The following is a 15,966-nucleotide window of genomic DNA, read 5'->3' as shown; positions in this document are numbered from 1 at the left end:
AATGTCAATCATTAAATTATGCTGATATTATGAAAGTATATTATTATAATAGGTCAACTATAATAAAAAATGTAGAATTTATCTAAATTAGTAAACATTTTAAATTTTAGGGTATTTATGAAAATCTTGTTAGCAATAGTCGGTTTTGTCCTTGGAAATATTTTTGGAATTGCAATTTTGGCGCTTTACTCTACTTTAGCTAATAGTCAGATGGGAAATCCATTCTTACTATCAACCAGCTTAGGAATTATATGTGCAATTGTAGGATTTAATATGAAAAAAAATAATGAGTAAGGGGAAAAAAATATACATTTTTGTTAGTATCATTATTGTACTTAGTTTATGGTTAAAGTTAGAATTTTATTCAAAAGATTATTATGCTGCTGATAATTTTACAGATGATAGATATGAATTACAAGCGGCAAGATTTATTGAATCTAGACATATTCGAGAAAGATTTGATAATATATATCCTTGGATAATACCTTTTTTCTCTGATGATGTAGAATATTTTTACGGACATTCAAATCCATCAAAAGCATATATTAAATTATATTATATGTTTCAAAATTGGTTTTATAAACCATATATAACCGTAGAGGAATGGAGATTGACACATTATTTTCCCGAAAGTGACCAAGTTAGATATAGGTTAATTGGAACTCAAAAAATTAATGGTGTAGAATATAAATTTGATGAAATAGTAACCTTCAACCATTCTGGAGAGATTGTTCACATAGATGATCTAACAAATCAAGATTAAATTAGAAACATTTACTTAAACTATTAAATATTGAAATCTAATAGATTTTATCCTTAACGTACAAAATTTTACTTTTCGTCGACTGACCCCAAATGGAACTTAAAACAATTGAGAGAAGCAACAGAAAGTATCGGTTCTCGAATGTTTGAAATTGAGACGAAAGAAAGTTTAGAACAAATTTGGTTGTTCTCTCGGGTTAAATACTTACTCGGAACCGGCAGCTTCACTGTTACACTTAATCCGTTGGCTTCCCAATACTTCTTCGAGTTGAAAAATAATTTTACAGCTCTTCAGCTAAAATCAGTTCTAAATTGTTCTTCAAAATATGCAAAACGGTTGTACGGAATTGCCTGCCAATGGCGAAGTGTAGGAAGTAAGCGTTTTGAAATTGATGAACTAAAAAAAATGCTTGGATTGATAGATAAAAAAGGGAATGAACAATTTGATAAAATAAGTCAATTTAAAGAAAGAGTATTAGATATTGCTAAAAAACAGATCAATGAAAACACGGATATTGAAATTGATTTTGAACTAAAAAAGAGAGGTCGCTCTTTTCATTGGGTAACGCTGCATGTCAATTCTCAAAAGTTTAAACAATTAGAAATTGATTTTGAAAAATCTATAAATCTTCAAAAATTCGCTTCTAAACTCGTTGCTTATGGCTTTAATCAGGAACAGGCGGAGTTGATTGCCGGAAAAGAAAAAGAAAAGGATTTTGACATCTTAATTACAGAACTAAATGAGAAGATCAGACAGAGAAAATTGAAAATTGAAAATTCTGTTGGTTACTTGGTTGGTGTATATCAGAAAAAAGGAATATTACCTGTGAAAAAATAAGTTATGGCGGACAAAAAATATTCAACTGCGGACATAGCGTCCGAACTTGGCAAAAATGAGCGTACTATTAGACGTTGGATTTCTGATTTGATCAGCATTGACGGGGGCAAATACACCTTGTCCGAAGAAGTAGCTGAACTGTTAAGAAAAAAATCATCTACGGACACATCTCAGGACACACTGCGGACACCTGCGGACATTCAAGAAAATGAGGAATTTCCTTACGTTGAATACTTTACTGAAGAAGAATATGAGGAATTTAAAAAACGTATTACAGAGTACCCATTCCTAAAAGAACAGATTGAAAGTTCTAAAGAATATTTAAAAGCGATGGAAAATCAAATTGAGTATTTCAGAACCTCATATAATAAACAACTTGAGATACACGAAAGTTTAGTACATAGCGTTAAAAACTTCTCTGATAATTTAGTACAGAGAAATTTCATTGAAGCCAAAGAAAAAGGACTGGATAAAGATTAGTGAATTTTGAACTAAGGAGCAACGAACGGCAAACGTTTGAAAAATGAGAAGACTGAAGTGACGGCTGAAAAATTTGTTATATTAATTATAATACGTCAAGTTTTGTCGTATTACCTCAATATATTTGCATCAATGATTAAATATATTATTTTTTCCATTGTAATGAGAAATATTTATATATTTGATCTTCAAACTAAATAAAACAAAATTTTAAACTTTCAAATTATGAAAAAAATTTTATTTGCATCCTTGCTATTAGGAGGCTTTACATTGAGTTTTGCAGCTGAAGCTAAAACAGAAGAGACTGTTAAATCTAAAGAATCAAAGACTGCTGTTTTTTATTTTCCAGTAACAATTACATCTAGTTGTGGTTATACTGAAACTTTTGAATTCACACCAGGTGTTGATGATCCAGGATGTATTGATGTCGAAGTAAGACAAATGGAAGAATTTTGTGCTGCGCCAGTAGAAGGTTGGGGACTTGCTTAAATATTATATGATGAGTAAATTTTTTCTTTTATTATTATTTACAATTAGTATTACTTTATTTTCTCAACAAAAAGAAAGAATTACTTCAGAACTTGAAATAAAGTATCTTTATAGTTATAATACAGATACTTTGGATGTGGCAAAAAGAGATCAGGAGACAATGACTCTCTTTTTAGGTAAATCTTCTTCTTTATATATAAGCCAAGCACACCTTGATACAAGAAAGGCGATTCGAAGTAAATTATCTAATACAACAGGAGCACCTATTGAAATTAATGCTAAAGATCTTCCAAAATATAAAATTAAATATTCTGTATTTAATAATAATGGTAAGGTAACAGTAACAAGCCCTATTGGTAAAGATAATTTTACATTTGATTCTGAAAATCCAACTTGGAATTTAAATTATAAAGAACAGAAAAAAATTCTTGGATATACTTGCTTTAAAGCTACTACTTTATTTAATAAAAGGCAATACACCGCGTGGTATACAAAAGAAATTTCAATTCCAGATGGTCCTTATAGATTTAAAGGATTACCAGGTCTTGTAATGGATGTTGAGGACTTTAATAGTTATGATAAAATATCTATAATTGCAATTGAAAAAAAGCAGGAAACAATAGAAGCTGTAGAAGCTGGAATTAGAACTACACGAGACGCATACATCAAAAAAAGAGAAGAATTTAAGAGCAATCCTTATCCTGATAATCCGAGATTTAGTAAAGAACAAAGAGAAAATTTAATAAAAATGGGGAAAAAATTTAATAACTCATTTGAAAGATAGCAATTCAATCAAACCAAAGACCAAAGGCTTCTACAAAATTGTAGAAGCCTTTTTTTATTATGATTGCTTATCCGAATGTATGTTGAGAGAATTTATAATTCTCTCAACATACATGAGTAGGCGAAGCCGATTTATGCGCAATTATCACCGCTCTAAAATGCTTTAATAGTCGGAAAAAACAATTTATTTCTTCCCTTTTTTGAAATCCTGATAGCCTTTGTAATAGATTTCTAATGATTCGCTGTCTTTGGGATTCGACTTCTGCCACGCCCTGAGAACCTGCGACTGTTCTACATAACTATCCCATTTTGATTTTTCTACGATAATATTTCCGCCCTGGTTAATTTCCTGAAGAACCTGCGTTCTTACTTCCTCTTTGGTACGCACACTTTCTTTATAATACTTCATTCCGGAATAAGCCCCGAATAGAGCCAATCCCCACCCTGAAAGCATCACAAAAAGGGAAATGTACAGTATCGGTTTATAATGCTTAAAATAATCTTTGTAGGCTTCGAGCTTCTTCAGATCTTCCGGAGAGATTCCAACACGGATATCCAAAACACTTTCTTTGAGTTCCTTCAGGCTGTGATCGATCAGCGTTCTGGCTTCCTTCAGCTTTGCATCCATTCCGGAGATTCCGGAGTTTAATTTTTGGGTTTCCTGTTGAAGTGCTGCAGTAGTTATTTTTAAATCTTCAACCACTGCTTTTGGGTCAAACTTCCCTTGATTTTGATTCTTATTTTCTTCCATAATTGTTATTTTTTTAATGTTTATAATGACATTCCCATGTCTCTCGATATATCTTTGGTCATGCTTTTTGCGATATCTAACGCTATTTCTTTAATTTTCAGTTTCGGATCGATATCGCTTAATTTAAAGCCTTGTTTCGTTACTTTTTCTAATACTGAAGGGTTTGTATTTATATCTGCTTTCGGGATGATCCTTGCACCGTTTAAGCCTTTCGAGTTCTTGCTGATCTGCATGATGTAGCCCCTTTTATCCATACGGTCTACTAAATCACTCAAACTTTTACTTTCCCCTTTTTCCTGGAGTAAAACGTTTTTGATTTCCGCTTTCTTCTCTCCGCTGATTTCTTTTGCCGTCTTCCAGCTCCGCTCTTTGGATAATACTTCCGCATGTTTGGATGCTCGTTCTCCTATATTATGGCTCGTGACCTGATTTTTACCGTGAAAATCAATACGGTTGGCGATAATATGCAGATGTTTGTCGTCCGTAGATTGGTGCAGATGCACCAAATATTGATTATCCCTTCCGATTTTCTCTCGCTTTAAATAATCCTCTGCCAGTTTTGCCCAATCGTTAAGGTTTAAATTTTGGCTGTACTCTTTCGGAGGCGAGATCACCGCAGTAACGTATTTATTTTCGGTTCGGGGGTTCTTATCCGCAATCTCTTTAAATTCTGCAAACAGGTCTTTCGGCTTCTCTCCGGAAAGTCCGTTCCGGCAAACTTCAACACTCTGCTCCTTGTCGCTCTGCTGGTACGCAATGGATCGGGAACTCACATTCCTTGTAGATGCAGAGATTACCATTTTACCTGTGTTTTTATGCCTTTTATTGCTCCCTCAATTTCCTTGAGCAGATCTGCTCGCTCTCCGGGAGTAAATATTTCTTTCTTCATGTAATTGGCTATTCTCCGGAAATTGGTTGCATACTCAGTGAGCATAATGTTTTTTTCATAGTCCGGAAGTTTTTTTTCTAAAAGAATCAAACGGCTGTAATCCGTAAGCTTCAGCTTTTTTTTATCCGCTCTTTCTTTTAGCATTTTCATCTCTGAAGGAGTAAACCTGAGAGCCAAACGCTCCGATTTTGGGGTGCTTAGTTTCGGGCGACCTCCGAGCTTTCCTCGCTCTATATATTGGTTTTGTCTATCTACTTTCTCAAATTCTGCATGGAGTAGTGATTCCCAATCGTCTGTATTTTCTTCTTCCATAATTCAGTTGTATTTTATATCTTAGTGGTCATTAAAAAATACTTTATATAACTAACTCATTATTATTGTATCATTAAGCTCTCCAACACGGAGAGCTTTTTATTTTCCCCGGTATTGTTTTTTCCGACTATTAAAAATTCTCATTTTAACTACCTTTCTGTAAAAGCGTACATCAGTCCTTAAAGCATTCTGCTGTCCCTTTTTGACGATAGGAGAAAAGCAAGTTGTCCTTTTGTGGCAGAAATCGGAGCGATAGCGTAGGTTTTTGACGTCAAAAGGTACTACTTGCCCTTACTGAAAACATACTTTTTCTACTCAAATATAGCAATTCCTTTTTTTATTCTGCAACCTATGATTATTTTATCCAGGTACAGCTCCCATAATTCTAAAATATCGCCCAGCTCATACCCTAATCAAAACAGTCCAAAATGATAATACTTCAGATCGCCCATTAACTAAATCGCAAATCCGGAACAGTCAAAAAACACTCTAAACACTCCGCAAAAAATAAAGGCAAAAACAGAAAAACTGAAGGAGAATTCAGATCACTTCCGGAAGCGATATCGCCTTGATCAGACAGCCGGACAGCTCACCAAATCACCACACTAACAATAGTTTTTATCTATTAATTATATTATGTGATACATAACATCCGCCCGCAACCCGATTTTCTCGAATCTCTGTTTTTTTTTCTTTTTGTTTTTCTTCCACTCTGCACATGACAGGATGTCCGGAAAATTTTCGCTCCAATGGAAAAGATAAAAGTCCGATTGAACAAACGTATTCTTTAAATATTTATTACTTTCTTATTTTAGTATTTTAAAGACCTGCAATTGTTTGATTAATAGACTATTATAAGTTTAAAAACCACTTTTTATAAGCTAAAAACCACTTTTTATAAGCTAAAAACCACTTTTTATAAGCTAAAAACCACTTTTTATAAGTGTTAAATACCATAATTTAAGCCACTGTGGTTTTATACGTGGTTTTTTATTTTTACATTTGTTTCTCAAATTATAATTATGGAATTAATAGACGTTAATACAGAGAATAAAATGATTTATCAGCATAATGTCATTACTTCCGGAAGGTATGATTATTCGGCTACGATGATGGATATACTTTTTATGATACTTTCATCTTTAGAAATAGGAAAGCTGGAATATACTATCCATGTACAGGATATTGAAGTGATTACAGGGCGTAAATGGGGGTCAGTCGACGAAAAGTAAAAAAAACAGGGTTAAGGATAAAATCTATCATATTTTTTGCTTTGAATAGATTTTATATATTAATCAGAAATTTTTGTTAATACCTAACACTATATGGCGTGGCAACAGTCTTTGTGTGTATAAACTCTCACTTATATTATTTATTGAGTATCTCTGAATACTGTTTGAATTTAAAAGATTATTGCCCTGAATAAAAATACTCATATTATACTTCTTTAAAGTATAGTTCGCTTTAATATCCCAAAACTGAGTAGTTTTTTGAGCTGTATTTCCAAATTTATAATATTCTACAAGAGACTCAATCCTAAACTGTGAATTTATAGTAAAATAAAGGTTCAAAAAACCTTTTTGATCTATGTATTTGTTAGAATTCACTTTCGAAGAAATAGTATTGAATGCCCATTCATAACCGCATTCATAATTAATAAATTTTGTCCAGCCTGATTTCATTTCAAAAGCTGCCTTCCAATTGATAAATTTAGTTTTTATTAAAGGTTGATTATTTACACTATTTTCATAGCCCGATTGCATATAAGAGCTTAAAATACTCAATCTTGATCTTATAGGCTTTAAGTATTTTCTTAATTCTAAGCTTGCAGATAAATTGCTATTATTCTTTACCAAAATTGTTTGATTAAAAGTGTAATTAGGATTTACAATCATATTATTAGACAAATAATCTCCACTTTTGAAAAAATTAATATTGAAATTAAGATATTGAGACATTTGCTCTCCCACGTTGTAGCTAAATCCTAAATTACAATCTTGCAAAACAGCAAAATTTACATTGCTCTGTTTAAAGTTTCTGTTTCCCTGATAGATATAGTTAGTATAAACATCGTTGATACTGACTGTGGAAAATTTCCTTCCTGCATTCAAATTAAAATTTCCTATTTTTCTGTTTTGGTAACCAATATTTGCTAACGGAGAAACATAGAAACCATTCTGTTTATTTTGATTTAAATCAGAATGAATCATTTGATTTAAAATGGTAAAACCATAGCTCCAATTTTTTACTTTTTTGTTATATTTAATCTGAGCAAAAACATTATTCTGAACATAATCTGTATGATTAATAAACTCTGATTTATCAAAACTTATCGCTTCATTATTTGAATTAAAAATATGAAGGTTTGAGCTTAAAAAATCTTTTCTGAACTCGTTTCCTAACTGTAATTCCAGGCTGTGTTCTTCTGCATACTTTTTAAGATAAGAAAGTTTTAATCCCCCAAAATTCATTTTAGAATCAATAATCTGATTTATTTTTTGAGCATCAGGATTGTTTAGTATTTGAGAAAAAACATCATTTTCATCAGTAAAATCATATGGGCGGTTTTGAAAAATATATCGTGCTACTGCTACTAAAGCTTTGGATGAATCTATTTTCTTAGTGTAAGTCAATCTATTTTCGTTGGCAAAAAGTTCATTCTTTCCAATTTGATTATTCAACTGTTCATTAAAAAGAAAAATATTATTATTATTTTCATTTAAGGATGAAACTTTATTATAGAATTGTAAGTTTGAGTTATTTTTTAAGTCTTTTGAAAGTTCTACCTTCCCAACAATATTTCTGTTATTTTGCTTCCATATTTTATCCTCACTATTAATAAAATCTAAACCGTTAAAATTAAATTTATAAAAAGAATTGATATAGTTTCTATTTTCTATTTCATTAAAAATAGTTACAAACTTTAATTTCCAATCGGTTTTAAAATTATAAATATAATTAAGTGAAACTAACTTATCATTGTTAAAATTAGTGCGCTTATCATCAAACTGAAAGTTTTTTTGATGAAGATTAATTATTGATAGTGTGTTAATATTGGTTCCAACATTTTCAACATCATTATCCGAGCTTGGATTGGTTAAGTATTCTACACCCTTCATTTCATTTAAACCCAAATTATTGGCATTCAGAAGAAAATAGATTTTTTGTCTCTTTGTAAAGTTCATCAGATTGAGTTTTCCCTGTCGCATATCTTCTTTATAACTTGTAGAAGCTAACAAAACATTTCCAAACCACTTACCTTTGGCATCTTCTTTTAATGTAAGATTAAGGGCAATACTTTCTGAAGCTTCAATATTTTTGAGAAGCTTATTTTTTGAATAATTTTTAAGAACCTGAACTTTATCTAAAGGTTTGGAAGGCATATTTTGGGTAAGTGTCTGATAACCTCTTTCAAAAAGATCATCATTTTCTATCATCACCCTGGAAACCTCTTTATTTCCGAATTTTATTTTACCATCACTAAGAACAGTAATTCCCGGAAGTTTTTTTAAGAGATCTTCTACATTTTGCTCTGTTCCATTAGAAAAATTTTTAGCAGAATATTCTATAGTGTCTTTCTTAATCTTGATCGGCGAAGTTCTGCTAATAACTACTTCCTTTATTTCTTTTACTTTATCAGTCTCAAGAATAATGGTTTTAAAATTTTTGCTTTCACCTCTTTTAATTATAGAAACAGGGAATTTCTTAGAAAAATAGCCCATCGCAGAAATATTCAGATTAAAATTTCCGAATTTATCCGTATTAAGCAAAAAACTTCCGTCTTTATCACTAAAGACGAAAGTTATTATATTATCCTGTGAATCGGTAAGAATCACATTGGCTCTTGAAACCGCCTGTTTATTTTCTGACCATACTAAACCTTTTATCTCTGTTTGAGCAGAGATTTTAAGAAATAATATGATGAATAATAAACATAAATACTTCATTAAGGCTTTTTAGACTCTTCCCATTCGAAAGATTTTTCTATCTTAAAGTCTCTTTCTTTGGAAGAACTCACTACTATTGTTCCAGCTGGTCTATTTGCTTCAACTTTTGACTTAATATCTTTTAAGTAGTTATTTTCAATATTTATATATTCTTTATAATCAATGTACTTAGACTTTTCTTCAGGAAATGAGAAAAGAAGTTTAGAATTAATGTCAATTTTCTGTGGAAAATTTAATACAATCTTAGCAGCTTCATAGGTAAACAAGTTATCTTTATCTGAAACTTTTAAAATTACACCAGGTAATCCTCTAAACTTTAAAGGACCTAAATCAACTGGCAAATCGGTTGTAAAGTAAGCAATAAAATCTCTTCCTCTAAATTTCCCTAAAGCTTTATGACATTTATATCCTAAGATTATTTCCGTATCTTTCTGAATAATATTCCAATCAATTTTTTGATAGTTGTCTAACGTAAAAAGAATCTCCTTAGTAAAAGAATTATCTTTTATATAAAATTTTTTCTCATCCAGTGAATTTTTTATAATCTGGCTGCTCCTAATTTTTTCACTATTAGTCAAAAAATCATTCACTTCTTCCAAACTTCCTCTGTAGCTAAAAAAAATAGACCATTTATCTTGAAAAACAAGTATATTTTTTTCATAAATTTTTTCATTACCACCAGCATCATCTATGATTTTATTGTAAACAATAAAATTGTTCTGTGCTTTGAAAAAAACACAGAACAAAATCATAATAAATTTAATATATGCTGTCATTAATAATTTGCAGGGCAATCGCCAAATCCTGTCATCATTCTTGTTACTTTAATTAGTAACCCTCCTTCACCCGCTTCACTACAACCACTTCCATAAGCTTCGTATGATTCTTTAACTGTACCTACGTAATTTCCACAAGTATCGTATTGTCTTGTATGTGTTGCAATTGTACAAGAAAATAACACTCCATTCACATAGTTGTAGGTTGTAACTTGTTTTTTGTCTCCTTTTTCCTTCGTTACAACTTTTGTTTCCATTTTATGTTCAGAAACATTAGGTACTGAATTATTCGCTAAAGCAATCCCTGAAATTCCAACTGTTAAAAACAACGCTAAAATAGTTTTTTTTCATAAATTTAATATTTAATGTTAGAATCCAAATATAGAAAAATAATTCATGCGAAAAAGATTTTTTTTCACTTTTTAATGTTCTACAACAAAGGGAGTTAACATAATATTAAAAGTTTATATTTGTCAATAATATTAATTTTAAGGTAAGTAATAATTATACTTTTCTTAGCGATCTAAACTCTCCTTTTTTAAGTTTGATACGTTCTTCCCAAACATAATCTCCGGTAAGGTGAATATGTTCCCATCCTAAAGGAGAAAGATATTGAAGTAACTCTTCATTAATTTCTTCGCCCTGTTCTTTCAGGTGCTGCACTGCTTTTTCAATATAAACAGTATTCCATAGAACAATAGCAGCAGTTACCAAATTAAGACCGCTTGCCTTATACCGTTGATTTTCAAAGCTCCGTTCTCTGACTTCTCCAAACCTGTTAAAATATACGGCTCTTGCCAAAGCATTTCTGGCTTCCCCTTTATTAAGTCCCGCAGTAACTCTCCGCCTAAGTTCCGGACTCATGTACCAGTCGAGCATAAATAAGGTTCTTTCAATTTTACCCAATTCCCGCAATGCTACTGCAAGTCCGTTTTGCCTTGGATAGCTTCCAATCTTCTTTACAATCAGTGAAGCCGTAACAGTTCCATTTTTTATGGAAGCAGCCAATCTTAGGATCTCATCCCAGTTTTGAATAATTTTTTTACTGTTAATTTTACCTCCTATATGTTCTGATAACGCAGAATAACCGGTAGATGCTTCAGGAATAAAAAGCTTCTTATCATTCAAATCTCTGATTCTTGGGGCAAATTTAAATCCCAATAACTGCATCAAAGCAAACACATGATCGGTAAACCCCGAAGTATCTGTATAATGTTCTTCTATCTGTACATCAGATTCATGATAGAGAAGCCCGTCCAAAACATAGGTTGCATCCCTTACTCCCACATTAATAACCTTGGTATGAAAAGGTGCGTATTGGTCGGAGACATGAGTGTAAAACTGAACTCCGGGACCGCTTCCATATTTAGGATTAATATTTCCGGTTCTTTGTGCATAGCTTCCGGTGGCAAAACGCTGACCGTCCGAAGAAGATGTTTTTCCTTCTCCCCAGTAAGAAGAAAATGGATGCGCGGATTGAACATTTATAATTTCCGCTAAAGCTGAAGAATACGTTTCATCGCGGATGTGCCACGCCTGAAGCCAGGAAAGTTTTGCGTAGGAAGTTCCCGGAGAAGCTTCCGACATTTTTCTTAAGCCTAAATTGATGGCATCTGACAGTATTACAGTGAGTAAAAAGTTTTTATCATTACTTTTATTTCCTGATTTCAAATGGGTGAATTGATCTGTGAAGCCCATCCACTGATCGACTTCTTTCAAAAGATCTGTGATTTTAATGAGAGGAAGCAAACTGTATATTTTTTTTCCTAAAACTTCAGCTTCTTCAGGAACTGTGTTTTCAAGAGGTTTAATCTTTATCCTGTCATTAATAATAGAAGAGTCCGGAAGTTCATTGCTTTCGATAAGTTTACAAACGATTTGTATTTTATTGGAAAGAAGTTCCATCCGTTCCGAAAGAAACTCTTCTACATTCAACGCTACGTCCAGAGGAACCCCATTCTGATCTCTCATTTCAGTAAATCTGTCTGAAGGAATAAGATAATCTTCAAAATCTTTGTACTGTCTTGAACCCTGTACCCAAAGATCTCCGGAACGCAGATGGTTCTTGAGTTCAGAAAATATACACAGTTCATAAAACTTTCGATCAATACCGTTCTCCGTAAATACAAGTTCTTCCCATCTTTTTCTTATAAAACTTGAGGGTAGCTTTTCCGGCAGTCTTTTTATTTTTCCTTCATATAAATCTATCAGAATATTTATTGCCTTTAGAATATCTTCTGCCACAGGAGCTGAACGGAGTTCCAATTCTTTCAAAAATTCTCCACCATATTTTTTGATCGTGAAATATTTATCGGATATAAAATAAAGTGAATCAAAATTTTGTTTAGCGGTTAAGTTCTTGGCTTCCAAAATACTTTGAGCCAGAGCTTCCCATGAAATAACCGATTCAACAGCATCGAAAGGATCTTCTCCAGTTTCTCTGGCATCAAGAAGTGCATTTCCAATTTTAAAAAATACACCGAGCTGTTCTCCCATGGATTTTCCGGATTCCTGCATTTTTTGAGCTTGTGTATTCTTGGCATATCTGAACAAAGAACCGATGATTTTATCATTCATTTCTATAATTTCATCGATAATAGAAGCTTTGGTTTCCAGAAGTATTGCGACTAAAGTTGCGTATCTCCGGGATTCTTCGAAATCCCTTAGATGTTGTGGTGTCATCTGCCTGCCTTCTCTGGCTATTTTCAACAACCGTGTTTGATGAATATCCTTACCAATATCTTTTGGAAGATCAATGTCTTTAATAGTTTTCAACCTCTTTATGTGCATCAATAAAAATTTTGAATTGACCGCCTGTGGGGATTGCTTCAGCCAATTTAGTTGACTGATGCTGCTTTTTTCCTGTAAGTTGAGAAGAGTATCTAATAACTGTTTTTGATGATTGGACAATACAGAACTCAGGGTATCATGAATTTGCTTTTCTGCATTAATTAAGGCTTCTGAGCATATTTTCTGTACAACAGATATTCTAGGTATCAATATTTTAGCATCTCTCAAAAATTTTACTAACTGCTGCGCAATTAATATTCCTTTATCTGTTTGTAAAGTAAATTTTGTTAAATTGAATAGAGAATCAGTATAGTAAGTTGAAGAGAAATTTTCATATCCATAGTTTTTTCTCAAAATATTTATATGATCCTGGCGAGTTTCAGCCAAATTATCATAATCCTTCCAGTGGCTTTTATCTATTTCTAGCTGATTACATAATAGATCCAATATTCTTTCATCTGGAATAAATACAGTAGGAATAATAATTCCGGGAAATTTCATGTAGCTAAGTAAAACTGATACTCTAATATGATTGGTTTTTCCTCTGCATGATGCCTTAATGAAAATTATATCGTCATCTGAAAGAGAATAGATCCTTATAAGTTCTTCTCCAGACTGAGGAATATTTATTAATGAAGTAAATTCTTGTTCTGTTATAGATTTTCTTAAAGCCATAAAATAACATTGTAAAAATGACCGTTTTCAATAAAGTTATAATTAAATAAAAATACATATTTATATTTTACTTTTTTATATAGAATAATTTAATATTTATACCTTTAATTTTAAAATAGCTTTTATGTCAAAGAATGTAGCTTATCTAAGGGTATCAACAGCTGACCAGGATCTTGAAAAAAATAAAGCAGAAATTTTATTTTTAGCGAATGACAAATCTTTAGGTAAAGTAGATTTTGTAGAAGAAAAAATCTCCGGAAAGATTCACTGGAGAAAACGTAAAATTGGTGAGATCATAGAGGATTTACAAAAAGGAGATACTATCCTTTTAAATGAATTTTCCAGATTGGGACGAAGTATGCTTGAATGCATGGAAATTATTTCTATTGCGACAGAGAAAGGCATTAATATTTATACTGTCAAAGGAAACTGGCAACTTGACGATACCATACAAAGTAAAGTGATGGCAATGGTATTTTCTATGGTATCAGAGATTGAACGGGACTTGATTTCCAAAAGAACAAAAGAAGCGCTGCAGACAAAAAAAGCAAACGGAATTAAATTAGGTAGACCAAAAGGACCAGGAAAAAGTAAACTTGATACTCACAAATTGGAAATACAAGCTTTACTTAAAAATGGTTCTACCAAAAAATTTATAGCAAAACGCTATAATTCGACTCCGGCGAACCTCCATAACTGGATAAAAAAAAATAAAATACAGGATTCCCCAAATTAGTTTTATAAATTTATCTATTAAAAATTAAATTTTAATAGATTTTATCCTTAACCCTGTTTTTTTTACTTTTCGTCGACCGACCCCTTTCTGATAACAAATTATCTATTTCCCAGTCGGAAATCAATGGATTAGAATTTTCTGAAAGTAATTTTTCTAAGGCTGTAATATCCGAACCTAAGTAATCTTGCCAAATTTTGAATGATGAAGTACTTAATCTAAATTTCTTATAAGAAAAGTCTTTTTCACTATTTATTTTTCGGCATTGAATTATTGATTTTTCAATTCTCGCTTCCGTAATATCAGAAATATTCTCAAGATCTTTAATTTCGGTGTTAATTTCAAATTTCGTTTTAACAGGCAGTTGAACAGTAATAAAATTTCTTGTTTCAGCACTTTCTGCATTTAACTCTAAAACCGCCTGTGCTAATGTGCCAGAACCCGAGAAAAAATCAAGTATTGTGTCGCCATCTGTCGAACCAACTTTTATAAAAGTTTTAATAAGTTCAAGAGGTTTTGGAAAACTGAAAGTTTTTTTTCCAAATAATTTTTCCAAATCCGAAGTACCTCTTCTACTGCTAAATTCTTTTTCTAATAGCAATGATCTAACAACTTTCTCTGTCGTTCTCATTTTCTGCACTATCCTATACTCATCATCTGAAATTTTATACCCTATGATATTTACATTCATTTCCGATGCAGACTTATCCTTTCCCCATCGCCAGACAAATTGAATATTATCTTTAACCGATTTAGGTGGAAATATTTCAACTGAATTCTTAAAAGGTTTTAATGAAATCTCATAGAAATCTTCTTCAATATTATTATCAAGATTGAGGTAAAAAGGATAATAAAGGTTAGGTCGATTTATGTTTGTAAAAGCAACATTACTATTGTACAATGGGTGTATATTATAATCCCCGATATCATCAGAATACTTGAACTTTTTATCCTTATCTTCCAAATGATATGTTTCAGTTAATGTAGAATTTTTGCCATAAAATAAACAGTATTCGTGCATTTTTCCAATATGTCCGTAATCCCTAGCATTTGGTGTAGAATTAATAACAAATTGACCTAAAAAATTTTCTTCGCCAAAAATTTCATTCATCAATAACTTTAAGTTTGCTACCTCATTATCATCAATACTTACGAAAATAACACCGTCTTCCTTAAGTAAGTTTCTTGCCAGCCGTAATCTGGGATACATCATTGAAAGCCATTTACTATGAAAACGACCATCAACTCTTGAATTTGTGGCTAATGGTTTTGAATCTTCATCTAATTGACCGGTTCTTCTCATATAATCTTCAACAGTTTCTGAAAAGTTGTCATCATAAATAAAATCGTTACCAGTATTGTAAGGTGGATCAATATATATCATCTTAATCTTATCTGCATAAGCCTTCTGCAATAATTTCAATACTTCAAGATTTTCACCTTCAATAAATAAGTTATCAGAATGAATTGCTTTTGATGAAAAATCATTGGCCGGAATGAGTGTTCCTGTACTTGGACTTGCAGATTTACGTCTAGCTTCTCTCTTTCCTGGCCAAAAAAGACCATAATGTTCTGAATCAACATCATCATCCTCTTTGTAATGTCCTAATGCTTCCTGAAGGGAATGCCAGTTTATTTTACCATCTGCAAATGCTTCGGGCACTATTTCGTATAGTTTTTTAATTCTTTCTTCGTCGAATTGAAAATCTGGTTTAAGTTTTTCGATTGCCATATTTGTAGT

The 15,966-nt window shown here is 31.9% G+C and carries 16 protein-coding genes and 1 pseudogene; 9 read left to right on the top strand and 8 right to left on the bottom strand.

What is annotated here, in order from left to right:
- Positions 1-117: 117 nt before the first annotated feature.
- From FDY99_RS23095 to FDY99_RS22330, 7 genes and pseudogenes are all read left to right on the top strand, one after another.
- The gene (locus FDY99_RS23095; protein ID WP_162304200.1) at positions 118-294 is read left to right on the top strand and encodes a hypothetical protein; all 177 of its coding nucleotides are present in this window, start codon (positions 118-120) and stop codon (positions 292-294) included.
- Entirely contained in the window at positions 287-763 is a 477-nt protein-coding gene (locus FDY99_RS22350) for a hypothetical protein (protein ID WP_115949231.1), read from the top strand. Before FDY99_RS23095 ends, FDY99_RS22350 begins: the two co-directional genes overlap by 8 nt.
- 102 nt (positions 764-865) lie before the next feature.
- Positions 866-1,102, top strand: a pseudogene (locus FDY99_RS23740) (RepB family plasmid replication initiator protein); the annotation flags it as partial.
- Positions 1,100-1,600, top strand: coding sequence for a hypothetical protein (locus FDY99_RS22345; protein ID WP_394344555.1), 501 nt, complete (start codon positions 1,100-1,102; stop codon positions 1,598-1,600). The pseudogene FDY99_RS23740 and the gene FDY99_RS22345, both read left to right, overlap by 3 nt.
- A 3-nt stretch (positions 1,601-1,603) precedes the next feature.
- Entirely contained in the window at positions 1,604-2,080 is a 477-nt protein-coding gene (locus FDY99_RS22340) for a helix-turn-helix domain-containing protein (protein ID WP_139423904.1), read from the top strand.
- 225 nt (positions 2,081-2,305) lie between these two features.
- Complete coding sequence (locus FDY99_RS22335; RefSeq protein WP_139423903.1) at positions 2,306-2,569, top strand: hypothetical protein; 264 nt, start codon at positions 2,306-2,308, stop codon at positions 2,567-2,569.
- 10 nt (positions 2,570-2,579) lie between these two features.
- On the top strand, positions 2,580-3,353 hold the full coding sequence (locus FDY99_RS22330; protein ID WP_228448982.1) for a GLPGLI family protein: 774 nt from the start codon (positions 2,580-2,582) through the stop codon (positions 3,351-3,353).
- A gap of 183 nt (positions 3,354-3,536) precedes the next feature.
- Here the strand turns inward: FDY99_RS22330 and FDY99_RS22325 are convergent, their stop codons facing one another.
- From FDY99_RS22325 to FDY99_RS22315, 3 genes are read right to left on the bottom strand one after another with little or no spacing between them, the layout of a single operon-like run.
- Positions 3,537-4,103, bottom strand: a complete 567-nt coding sequence (locus FDY99_RS22325) for a hypothetical protein (RefSeq protein WP_139423901.1) — start codon at positions 4,101-4,103, stop codon at positions 3,537-3,539.
- Positions 4,104-4,123: 20 nt separating this feature from the next.
- Positions 4,124-4,903, bottom strand: coding sequence for a relaxase/mobilization nuclease domain-containing protein (locus FDY99_RS22320; RefSeq protein ID WP_139423900.1), 780 nt, complete (start codon positions 4,901-4,903; stop codon positions 4,124-4,126).
- Positions 4,897-5,304 (bottom strand): plasmid mobilization protein, encoded by a 408-nt coding sequence (locus tag FDY99_RS22315; RefSeq protein WP_139423899.1) that lies wholly within the window; start codon positions 5,302-5,304, stop codon positions 4,897-4,899. Before FDY99_RS22315 ends, FDY99_RS22320 begins: the two co-directional genes overlap by 7 nt.
- Before the next feature lie 1,022 nt (positions 5,305-6,326).
- Between FDY99_RS22315 and FDY99_RS22310 the strand changes: the two genes are divergently transcribed.
- Positions 6,327-6,536: a replication initiation protein gene (locus tag FDY99_RS22310; protein ID WP_185148754.1), complete on the top strand. Its 210-nt coding sequence runs from the start codon at positions 6,327-6,329 to the stop codon at positions 6,534-6,536.
- Between the two features lie 63 nt (positions 6,537-6,599).
- Here the strand turns inward: FDY99_RS22310 and FDY99_RS22305 are convergent, their stop codons facing one another.
- The 4 genes from FDY99_RS22305 to FDY99_RS22290 form a co-directional block, all read right to left on the bottom strand.
- Entirely contained in the window at positions 6,600-9,251 is a 2,652-nt protein-coding gene (locus FDY99_RS22305; RefSeq protein WP_139423898.1) for a beta-sandwich domain-containing protein, read from the bottom strand.
- The gene (locus FDY99_RS22300; protein WP_034751503.1) at positions 9,251-10,027 is read right to left on the bottom strand and encodes a GLPGLI family protein; all 777 of its coding nucleotides are present in this window, start codon (positions 10,025-10,027) and stop codon (positions 9,251-9,253) included. The genes FDY99_RS22305 and FDY99_RS22300 overlap by 1 nt, the downstream gene beginning before the upstream one ends.
- Entirely contained in the window at positions 10,027-10,356 is a 330-nt protein-coding gene (locus FDY99_RS22295; RefSeq protein ID WP_139423225.1) for a hypothetical protein, read from the bottom strand. The genes FDY99_RS22300 and FDY99_RS22295 overlap by 1 nt, the downstream gene beginning before the upstream one ends.
- 175 nt (positions 10,357-10,531) lie before the next feature.
- Positions 10,532-13,492 (bottom strand): Tn3 family transposase, encoded by a 2,961-nt coding sequence (locus FDY99_RS22290; RefSeq protein ID WP_139423897.1) that lies wholly within the window; start codon positions 13,490-13,492, stop codon positions 10,532-10,534.
- A 124-nt stretch (positions 13,493-13,616) separates the two neighbouring features.
- On the opposite strand from FDY99_RS22290, the gene FDY99_RS22285 reads away from it, so the two are divergent.
- Positions 13,617-14,228 carry a recombinase family protein gene (locus FDY99_RS22285; RefSeq protein ID WP_139423896.1) on the top strand — a complete coding sequence of 204 codons (612 nt, stop codon included), beginning with the start codon at positions 13,617-13,619 and terminating at the stop codon, positions 14,226-14,228.
- Positions 14,229-14,259: 31 nt separating this feature from the next.
- Here FDY99_RS22285 and FDY99_RS22280 read toward each other — a convergent pair whose 3' ends face one another.
- Complete coding sequence (locus FDY99_RS22280; protein WP_139423895.1) at positions 14,260-15,957, bottom strand: site-specific DNA-methyltransferase; 1,698 nt, start codon at positions 15,955-15,957, stop codon at positions 14,260-14,262.
- Positions 15,958-15,966: the final 9 nt, after the last annotated feature.

The sequence above is a fragment of the Chryseobacterium mulctrae genome, from assembly GCF_006175945.1.
In the GTDB taxonomy this organism is placed as follows: Bacteria; Bacteroidota; Bacteroidia; order Flavobacteriales; family Weeksellaceae; genus Chryseobacterium; species Chryseobacterium mulctrae.
The sequence above is the reverse complement of the archived record's forward strand: the minus strand, read 5'-3'. Positions and strand labels throughout refer to the sequence as shown.

Coding starts and splice junctions, on each gene's coding strand:
- FDY99_RS23095 (WP_162304200.1), top strand. CDS start 118: ATGAAAATCTTGTTAGCAATAGTCGGTTTTGTCCTTGGAAATATTTTT.
- FDY99_RS22350 (WP_115949231.1), top strand. CDS start 287: ATGAGTAAGGGGAAAAAAATATACATTTTTGTTAGTATCATTATTGTA.
- FDY99_RS22340 (WP_139423904.1), top strand. CDS start 1,604: ATGGCGGACAAAAAATATTCAACTGCGGACATAGCGTCCGAACTTGGC.
- FDY99_RS22335 (WP_139423903.1), top strand. CDS start 2,306: ATGAAAAAAATTTTATTTGCATCCTTGCTATTAGGAGGCTTTACATTG.
- FDY99_RS22330 (WP_228448982.1), top strand. CDS start 2,580: ATGAGTAAATTTTTTCTTTTATTATTATTTACAATTAGTATTACTTTA.
- FDY99_RS22325 (WP_139423901.1), bottom strand. CDS start 4,103: ATGGAAGAAAATAAGAATCAAAATCAAGGGAAGTTTGACCCAAAAGCA.
- FDY99_RS22320 (WP_139423900.1), bottom strand. CDS start 4,903: ATGGTAATCTCTGCATCTACAAGGAATGTGAGTTCCCGATCCATTGCG.
- FDY99_RS22315 (WP_139423899.1), bottom strand. CDS start 5,304: ATGGAAGAAGAAAATACAGACGATTGGGAATCACTACTCCATGCAGAA.
- FDY99_RS22310 (WP_185148754.1), top strand. CDS start 6,327: ATGGAATTAATAGACGTTAATACAGAGAATAAAATGATTTATCAGCAT.
- FDY99_RS22305 (WP_139423898.1), bottom strand. CDS start 9,251: ATGAAGTATTTATGTTTATTATTCATCATATTATTTCTTAAAATCTCT.
- FDY99_RS22300 (WP_034751503.1), bottom strand. CDS start 10,027: ATGACAGCATATATTAAATTTATTATGATTTTGTTCTGTGTTTTTTTC.
- FDY99_RS22290 (WP_139423897.1), bottom strand. CDS start 13,492: ATGGCTTTAAGAAAATCTATAACAGAACAAGAATTTACTTCATTAATA.
- FDY99_RS22285 (WP_139423896.1), top strand. CDS start 13,617: ATGTCAAAGAATGTAGCTTATCTAAGGGTATCAACAGCTGACCAGGAT.
- FDY99_RS22280 (WP_139423895.1), bottom strand. CDS start 15,957: ATGGCAATCGAAAAACTTAAACCAGATTTTCAATTCGACGAAGAAAGA.